The sequence below is a fragment of the Corynebacterium spheniscorum genome, from assembly GCF_900113445.1.
Lineage (GTDB): Bacteria > Actinomycetota > Actinomycetes > Mycobacteriales > Mycobacteriaceae > Corynebacterium > Corynebacterium spheniscorum.
Window position 1 is genome coordinate 340514 of record NZ_FOPJ01000001.1, and the last position, 7663, is coordinate 348176.

The window sequence follows — 7663 nt, forward strand, 5'->3', positions numbered from 1 at the left end:
CGCTTAATCTGGAGCTATGGCTATCACTCTGATCCCCTCCCGGAAAGTGCTCAGCGGCATCCTCATTGGAGCGGGTGCGCTGCACTTCCTTAAACCCGAGCCCTTTGATTCGATTGTGCCCAGCTGGGTGCCGGGGACGCCGCGGCAGGCGACCCTGGTGTCTGGGCTAGCTGAGCTGCTGATTGGCGCCGGATTAATGAACCCGAAAAGCAGAAAGGCGGCTGCGTATAGTGCAGCCGCCCTTTTTGCTGCCGTGTTCCCCGCGAATGTGGAGATGGCACGGCAATGGCAAGCCGAAAAGCGCGAACCCCTGTACTTGGCGATCGCTTATGGCCGTTTACCTTTGCAGATCCCGCTGATCCAATCGGCTTTAAGGATTGCGAAGGAGAGCTAGCGCTTAGGTCGGGGCGGCCTAGGCCAAAGAGAGGAACATTTTGACCATGGCCTCTTCATCCAAAGTGTCCGCAGCGCCGGGCTGAGTAAAACACTTCTTCATCCCACCGGCGACCACCAGGTAGCCCACCCGGTCAATGGCCTTGGAGGCTGCGGAGAGCTGGGTGACGACCTTTTGGCAGTCCTCGCCCTCTTCCATCATGCGAATGACGGCATCGAGTTGTCCGCGGGCGCGCTTTAATCGAGCGATCGCGGGTTTGAGATCGGTTGGGTCAAGTTGCATGACAGCCCAGGTCCTTCTTTATCCGTGGTGCGTAAGGGGTGTGAACGCGTCCGGGGGTGTGATCGGTGTAGCAGCGCCGCCTGGCTTGTGGCTAGGACAGCGCTGCCGAAATTTTAGTCAGAATGATATGCGCGCTGAGCAAAGCTCCACGTCAGATAACCACCATCCAAGTTCGCCACCTGCTTCATGCCGAGGTTCTCGAGGAGGGTGCGGGCGACGTGACCGCGCAAACCAACCTGGCAGCTAACAATAGTGGGGGTGTCCCCCAATTCTTGATAGCGCTCGCGCAGAGAATCCAAGGGGATATTAATGGCACCTGGGATGGAACCGTTTTGCACTTCCTCCGGATTGCGAACATCGACGAGCTGCCAGCCTTCTTCCATCTGCTTCGGCAGCTCATGCCACTGCACGGTCTTTTCACCATTGAGAGCATTGTCGTCGATGAAGCCCGCCATATTAACGGGGTCCTTCGCGGAACCGAATTGCGGGGCGTAGGCAAGCTCCAGGTCCGCTAGGTCAGCGGCCTTCAAGCCACCGCGCATCGCGGTAGCGATGACATCAATGCGCTTATCGGCACCGTCTTCGCCCACAGCCTGGGCCCCCAGAATCTCATCGGTATCAGCGTCGATCACCAATTTGAGGTGCAGTTGGCAAGCCCCGGGGTAGTAGCCAGCATGGTTGGCTGGGTGCAGGTGGATGATGCGCAGATTGCGGTCGGTGGTGCGAGCACGCTTCTCATTCCACCCCACAGTTGCTGCGGAAATGCCGAAGAGCCCCACGATTGCGGTACCCAAGGTGCCTGCGCGTTGAGCGCCTTCACGGCCGGCAATAATGTCGGCGACCAGGCGTCCGTGGCGGTTGGCGGTTTGGGCCAGCGGTACCAGGGTGTCCTCGCCGGAGATGCCATCACGCTTTTCCGCGGCATCGCCGATAGCGAAAATCGCCGGATCATTGGTGCGCAGCTGCTCATCGACCTTGATGCCACCGCGCTCACCGATCTCGAGTCCAGCTTCCTTGGCCAACTCATTGGCAGGGCGAACACCAATCGCAGCGACCACAATGTCGGAATAGAGGATGCGACCATCAGCGAGCTCGACGGCGTCTTCTCGAATATCGATAGTGTCAGCCTGGGTAATGACGCTCACGCCATTATCGCGGAGACGCTGAGTGACAATGGCAGCCATTTCTGGATCCAGGGGAGCCAGAATCTGCGGAGCGCGCTCTAAGACAGTGACATTGAGGCCACGCTCCGCCATATTTTCGGCTAACTCCAGCCCAATAAAACCGCCACCAATGAGCACCGCGTGACGAGTGGAGTCATCGATAGCAGCCATGATCTCATCGAGATCTTCCACGGTGCGCAAGGTCAGAGCCCGCTCAATGCCGGGGATTGGTGGTAGCACCGGGACCGCGCCAGGGGAGAGCACCAGGGTGTCATATTCCTGGGTGTAGGTTTCGCCACTGAGCTCATTGCGAACCTCAACCGTTTTATTCTCACGGTCAATTGCAGTGACGCGAGTATTGACTCGGACGTCTAAATTGAAGCGAGCCTTGAGAGATTCTGGGGTTTGAAGCAGGAGAGATTGACGCTCTGGGATGGTGCCGGAGACGTGGTAGGGCAAACCGCAGTTTGCGAAACTCACATGGCCGGAAGCCTCAAAGACGATGATATTGCGCTGTTCATCGCGGCGACGCAGGCGAGTTGCGGTAGACATTCCGCCTGCAACACCGCCCACAATCACAGTTGTTTTGGTCTTCTGATCAGTGGATTGAGCTTGTGCAGAGGTCATGTATTGCTCCAAAGCGTGGGGGAGGGAAGGACTATCGATGAAGGTGCGGGCTTAGTTGCCGAAGAGGCGGGCGAAGAAACCGCCCGAAGACTTCTCTCGCGGGCAGGTGCACCATTGCCCCTTGGGTACCTGCGCTTTGACCTGGTCGATGTGCTGGCCGCAGCCAGCCCAGGTGGTCTTTCCACATTTCTTGCAACGAACCGGACGGCACATGAGGCAGTCTCCTTCAATCAGATTTCTAATGAGTAGTGCTGGGGTATAGGAGGGGCACGTACTACTCAGCCTTGATGATCTATCTGTACGTACACTGCGCCTCACTATACCCCCCGGGGTATCGTATCTCAAAACGTCGGGAATGTGAAACGATTTAGTAAAATAACGCTTGAGGTGGACTTTTCCGATAGTTAGGTTATTGGGGGTAACTATTTTAGGTGATATATGCCACATAGGCTAGGCAAATATAGCCCGATAGGTATGGTGGCTGCGCAGGAGTGCGTTGAACCCCCTCGGCGCAAAACCTCCCACGTTGAAGTGAAAGGACTTTTATGGCTTCCTCACACCGTCTGGGATCTGTGCGCACCAAGCATATGGGTGCTGGAGTGATCGCCCTGGTGACTTCCACCGCTTTGATTCTCACCGGCTGCAGCAGCTCTGGTGATGACGCTAAGGACAAAGATAAAGAAAGCACGACCACCACGTCCGCGGCTGAAAGTAGCGAAGCGGAGTCCAGCAGCGCCGACTCCACGGCTGCCGCCTCTTCCACCATCACGATTAAGGACACGGAAGGTGAGCAGGAAGTTAAGTTGCCGGTGGAGCGCGTTGCGGTTACCGACAACCGTGCCTTCGCGGTTCTCGATGAGTGGGGTGTTGATCTCGTAGCTGCACCGAAGGGACTCATCTCCCCAAATATCAAGCGTTATAAAGAGAACGACGATATTTTGGATGTGGGCATGCACTTTGAGCCCAACCTGGAGAACTTGGTTGCCGCCAAGCCCGACCTGATCATCAACGGTCAGCGCTTCGCCAAGCAATATGACGAGATCAAGAAGCTCAACCCTGATACCCCGGTGGTTCAATTCAACGCCACTAAGAAAGACGTTGATTTCGTAGAGACCATTCGGGATCAAGTTCTTGCGCTGGGCAAGATCTTCAACAAGGACTCCGATGCTGAAGCCATGGTCAAGGAATTCGATGACGCAGTCGAAAAGGCCAAGAAGGCCTATGACGGTGAGAAGACCGTGATGGCTGTCATTGTCGCCGGCGGCAAGATCATTTACATCAACCCGGGCAACGGTCGTACCTTGGGCCCGCTCTACGAGCTGCTCGGCCTGAAGCCGGCTCTTGAAGTTGAGGGTGCTAGTGCCGGTGCGCACGGCGATGACATCTCTGTGGAGGCCCTTGCTGAGGCCAACCCGGATATTCTCCTGGTGATGGACCGCGATGCTCCGCTGAACTCCGCCAAGAAGCCGGAATATGTCCCGGCTAAGAAGGCTATTGAGGAGTCCGATGCGCTGCAGAATGTCAACGCAGTTAAGAACGGTGCCATCTACTACGCACCGACGGATACCTACCTCAATGAGTCCGTGCCGCTGTACATCGACATGCTGAACGGCATGGCCGATACCTTCAAGGCTGCTAAGTAACCCAGCGCCTTAGGTCGCATGCGCCCCCAAGGGGTGAGCCCTTTGTTGCCAGAGAAGAAGAGACCTTGTTCAAAGGGATGCATTCTTCAGGCGCAAGAGCTCATTCCCTCGGGGGCGTAGCAGCGCGAGGGGGAGGCTCGCGGGGTGCAGCCAGCCGCAGCCAATCGCGTGAGGGTATAACCGCTCCGTGCAGGCGTAATCCCCGTGAGGGCATGGCCCACGCGCAGCTCCTTCGAAGCGCCCTTCCTCCTCATCCCACACACTTGTAGTACCGCGAACCTCAAAGGACAGAACATGTCGTTATGGAGGCAAGACCACTGACATGAGCAGTCAAACGACCGCAGTGCGTAGCTCCGAGAACCAACCCCAAACCGAAGGGCAAAGGAATACGCGACATGGAGTGTCCTGGGGCTGGTTCGCACTATCCGTGATTGTGGTGGGCGGACTACTCGTACTATCTCTATTCACTGGTGAATACAGCCTCACCAAGAACGCCGATGGCTGGGATATGTTCGGCATCACGCGTGTGCCCCGGACCATCGCCTTAGTGCTCGCCGGAGCCGCCATGGCCATGTCCGGTCTGGTGATGCAGCTGCTTACCCAAAACCGCTTCGTTGAACCAAGTACTACTGGCACCACCGAGTGGGCTGGGTTGGGCCTATTAGTTGTGCTCTTCCTTTATCCCGAAGCTTCCATTTTGGGAAAGATGATGGCCGCGGTTACCGCCGCCTTTATCGGCACCGTAGTCTTCTTCCTCTTCCTTAGGCGGGTCTCGCTTAAAAGCTCCCTTATCGTGCCCATCGTCGGCATCATGCTCGGTGCCGTGGTCAGCGCCGTCTCTACATTCTTCGCAGTAGCCACCGGCATGCTAGAAACCCTGACCGTGTGGTTCGCCGGTTCCTTCACTGCCGCCATTCGCGGCCAGTACGAAGTGCTCTGGATCGTCCTTCTTGTGCTAGTTGGCGTATTTGTTACCGCCGACCGCATCACCGTCGCAGGCTTAGGCGAAGATGTGGCCACCAACATCGGCGTTAACTACAACCGGATGCTGCTACTGGGCACCATCTTCGTGGCCCTGGCAGCCGGCGTGGTTACGGTCGCAGTCGGCAATCTTCCCTTCCTAGGCCTCATCGTCCCGAATATCGTCTCCTTGATTCGCGGTGATGACCTGCGCAGTAACCTACCGTGGGTCTGCCTATTAGGTATTGGCATCGTCACTGTCTGCGACCTGATCGGTCGAACCATTATTAGCCCCTTCGAAGTGCCGGTCTCCGTGATTCTCGGTGTCATCGGTGCAACCGTCTTCGTCGTGCTGATCATCAAGAAACAAAATGCTGGAAATAACGCGCGAAGGAGGACAGCACGTTGTGGCTAAAACAGATCTAGCTCAAAGTGGGCAGGATGCCTCACACCCCATGCTCACTGTCTCTGGGCCTGACGCAGGAAAACCGCGCGGCGCTGCCGGAACCTTCGTTAGCCTCAAAGCCCGTCGCCGTTACTGGGTGCTTCTGGTTACTCTCATCGTGCTCAGTATCGCCTTCAGTCTGGGACTGATCTTTTGGGATAACCCGGCCGAACCTGGATCGCAAGGGTTCCAGCTGATCTTAGAGCGGCGCCTTGGCCGCATCCTTATCTTGCTCATTGTGGCGTTATGCCACTCCTTTGCAACCGTTGCCTTCCACACGGTGACCAATAACCGGATTCTGACCCCATCAATTATGGGATTTGAATCGCTCTACCGGCTGATCCACACCGCAACCATCTTCTTCTTTGGACTATCCGGGGTGCTGACCGCGCGGACCGCTACCTCCTTCCTGATCCAGCTGGCGATCATGGTGGTGATGTCCATGCTGCTCTACGGATGGCTGCTGACCGGGCATCTCAATATACATGCGATGCTGCTGATCGGCATCGTCATCGGTGGTGGCCTGGGGTCTATGACCACCTTTATGCAGCGGTTGCTCACTCCGAGCGAGTTCGATGTGTTGACCGCTCGTCTCTTCGGGTCGCTGAGTAACGCGGATATTTCTCAAGTTCCCTTTGCAGGCCCCATCGCGGTGGTTGCAGCCATCTTGCTTTATAGCTTGAGCCGGGGACTTAATGTTTTGAATCTGGGCGCGGACCCCGCCACCAACCTGGGTATTAACCCCAAGATTTTGAATATCTCCGTATTAGTCCTGGTGTCGATTCTGATGGGCGTGACGACCTCATTGGTTGGCCCCATGATCTTCTTCGGCTTCTTGGTAGCAACACTGTCCTACCAACTGGCGGAAACCTATGACCACCGCTACGTGCTGCCGATGGCCTTCCTCACCGGATACACCGTGGTCACCGGGGCATATTTCCTACTCCACCACGTCTTCTACGCCCATGGCGTGGTCAACATTGTTATTGAACTTATCGGCGGAGGCCTCTTCCTCCTGATCATCCTGCGAAAGGGACGCCTGTGATCACCCTTAAGAATGTCACCAAAGATTACGGCGAAGGCGTACGCATCGGGCCCGTGGATCTCACGATCCCAGAAGGAGGCATTACCGCCTTAATCGGCCCTAACGGTGCCGGAAAATCCACCCTATTGACGATGATTGGGCGGCTCTTAAAGATCGATGAAGGCGAAATCAATGTCGCGGGGCACAACGTCACCACCACAGCATCCAAAGACATGGCTCGAATCCTGTCGATTCTGCGGCAGGAAAACCACTTCGTGACCCGATTGACGGTCCGTCAATTAGTAGGCTTCGGCCGATTCCCATATAGCGGTGGGCGGCTAACCGAAGAAGATGAAGAGATCATCTCCAAGTACATCGACTATTTGAAGCTGACTGACTTGGAACACCGCTACCTGGATCAGCTCTCCGGTGGCCAACGCCAGCGCGCCTACGTAGCGATGGTGCTAAGCCAAGAAACTGAGTACGTGCTCCTCGACGAGCCGCTCAATAACCTCGACATTGCACATAGCGTGGACATGATGCGCTTCCTCAAAGACGCAGCAATCGAATTGAATCGCACCATCATCGTGGTGCTGCACGACATTAACTTTGCTGCTCGGTATGCGGATTATGTGTGTGCGATGAAGAAGGGGAAAGTGGTGGCGTTTGGTACTCCGGGGGAGGTTATTACTGAGGAGGCGTTGACGCCGATTTTTGATACGCCGATTGAGGTGTTTGAGGGGCCGCATGGGCGGTTGGCTTGTTATCACTAGGTGGTAGTGAAAACTGGTGTTGTGCTGGGTGTTTGTGTTGTTGGTGGGGTGTGGGTAATCTATGTCGGGTCGCCAGGGATGCCGGGCCTTCGGGTTGGGTGTTGTGGCGATAAGTTATCTGGTTGCTTGTATGCCTTGATGTTGGCGCGGTTTGCGTGTTGGTGTTGGGGTGTGTATGGTGACTGGGGCTGCTTGAGCGACTGTGTTTTGTTGGATGGTTGTTCTTGTTGGTCTTGATGTTTGAGAACTCAATAGTGTGTTGATGTACTTTTGTTTGTTTTGTGCATGGTGTTTGTGTTTGTGACCGTGTGTGGTTGTGTGCCGGGTGGCCTTGAAGCACTGGCATCCTTTT

At 56.0% G+C, this 7663-nt stretch carries 8 protein-coding genes; 5 read left to right on the top strand and 3 right to left on the bottom strand.

Annotated features, from left to right (window positions below; all coding sequences use genetic code 11):
* The first annotated feature begins 16 nt into the window (after nucleotides 1-16).
* Nucleotides 17-394, top strand: coding sequence for a DoxX family protein (locus tag BMZ01_RS01565; protein WP_092283690.1), 378 nt, complete (start codon nucleotides 17-19; stop codon nucleotides 392-394).
* A gap of 18 nt (nucleotides 395-412) precedes the next feature.
* On the opposite strand, the gene BMZ01_RS01570 is transcribed toward BMZ01_RS01565, so the two are convergent.
* From BMZ01_RS01570 to BMZ01_RS11080, 3 genes are all read right to left on the bottom strand, one after another.
* Nucleotides 413-676, bottom strand: a complete 264-nt coding sequence (locus BMZ01_RS01570) for a metal-sensitive transcriptional regulator (protein WP_092283692.1) — start codon at nucleotides 674-676, stop codon at nucleotides 413-415.
* A 113-nt stretch (nucleotides 677-789) separates the two neighbouring features.
* Entirely contained in the window at nucleotides 790-2466 is a 1677-nt protein-coding gene (locus tag BMZ01_RS01575) for an FAD-dependent oxidoreductase (protein WP_092283694.1), read from the bottom strand.
* A gap of 51 nt (nucleotides 2467-2517) precedes the next feature.
* Nucleotides 2518-2679 (bottom strand): hypothetical protein, encoded by a 162-nt coding sequence (locus BMZ01_RS11080; RefSeq protein WP_177180009.1) that lies wholly within the window; start codon nucleotides 2677-2679, stop codon nucleotides 2518-2520.
* Nucleotides 2680-3011: 332 nt separating this feature from the next.
* On the opposite strand from BMZ01_RS11080, the gene BMZ01_RS01580 reads away from it, so the two are divergent.
* The 4 genes from BMZ01_RS01580 (at nucleotide 3012) to BMZ01_RS01595 (ending at nucleotide 7311) form a co-directional block, all read left to right on the top strand.
* Nucleotides 3012-4109: a siderophore ABC transporter substrate-binding protein gene (locus BMZ01_RS01580; RefSeq protein ID WP_223845851.1), complete on the top strand. Its 1098-nt coding sequence runs from the start codon at nucleotides 3012-3014 to the stop codon at nucleotides 4107-4109.
* 322 nt (nucleotides 4110-4431) lie between these two features.
* Nucleotides 4432-5484, top strand: a complete 1053-nt coding sequence (locus BMZ01_RS01585) for an ABC transporter permease (RefSeq protein ID WP_092283696.1) — start codon at nucleotides 4432-4434, stop codon at nucleotides 5482-5484.
* Between the two features lie 40 nt (nucleotides 5485-5524).
* Nucleotides 5525-6559, top strand: a complete 1035-nt coding sequence (locus BMZ01_RS01590; protein ID WP_092283786.1) for an iron chelate uptake ABC transporter family permease subunit — start codon at nucleotides 5525-5527, stop codon at nucleotides 6557-6559.
* Nucleotides 6556-7311 (top strand): iron ABC transporter ATP-binding protein, encoded by a 756-nt coding sequence (locus BMZ01_RS01595; RefSeq protein ID WP_092283698.1) that lies wholly within the window; start codon nucleotides 6556-6558, stop codon nucleotides 7309-7311. Before BMZ01_RS01590 ends, BMZ01_RS01595 begins: the two co-directional genes overlap by 4 nt.
* Nucleotides 7312-7663 lie beyond the last annotated feature (352 nt).

Excerpts from the sequence above, each read along its gene's own strand:
- BMZ01_RS01565 (WP_092283690.1), top strand. The coding sequence starts at position 17 with ATGGCTATCACTCTGATCCCCTCCCGGAAAGTGCTCAGCGGCATCCTC.
- BMZ01_RS01570 (WP_092283692.1), bottom strand. The coding sequence starts at position 676 with ATGCAACTTGACCCAACCGATCTCAAACCCGCGATCGCTCGATTAAAG.
- BMZ01_RS01575 (WP_092283694.1), bottom strand. The coding sequence starts at position 2,466 with ATGACCTCTGCACAAGCTCAATCCACTGATCAGAAGACCAAAACAACT.
- BMZ01_RS01590 (WP_092283786.1), top strand. The coding sequence starts at position 5,525 with ATGCTCACTGTCTCTGGGCCTGACGCAGGAAAACCGCGCGGCGCTGCC.
- BMZ01_RS01585 (WP_092283696.1), top strand. The coding sequence starts at position 4,432 with ATGAGCAGTCAAACGACCGCAGTGCGTAGCTCCGAGAACCAACCCCAA.
- BMZ01_RS01580 (WP_223845851.1), top strand. The coding sequence starts at position 3,012 with ATGGCTTCCTCACACCGTCTGGGATCTGTGCGCACCAAGCATATGGGT.
- BMZ01_RS11080 (WP_177180009.1), bottom strand. The coding sequence starts at position 2,679 with ATGTGCCGTCCGGTTCGTTGCAAGAAATGTGGAAAGACCACCTGGGCT.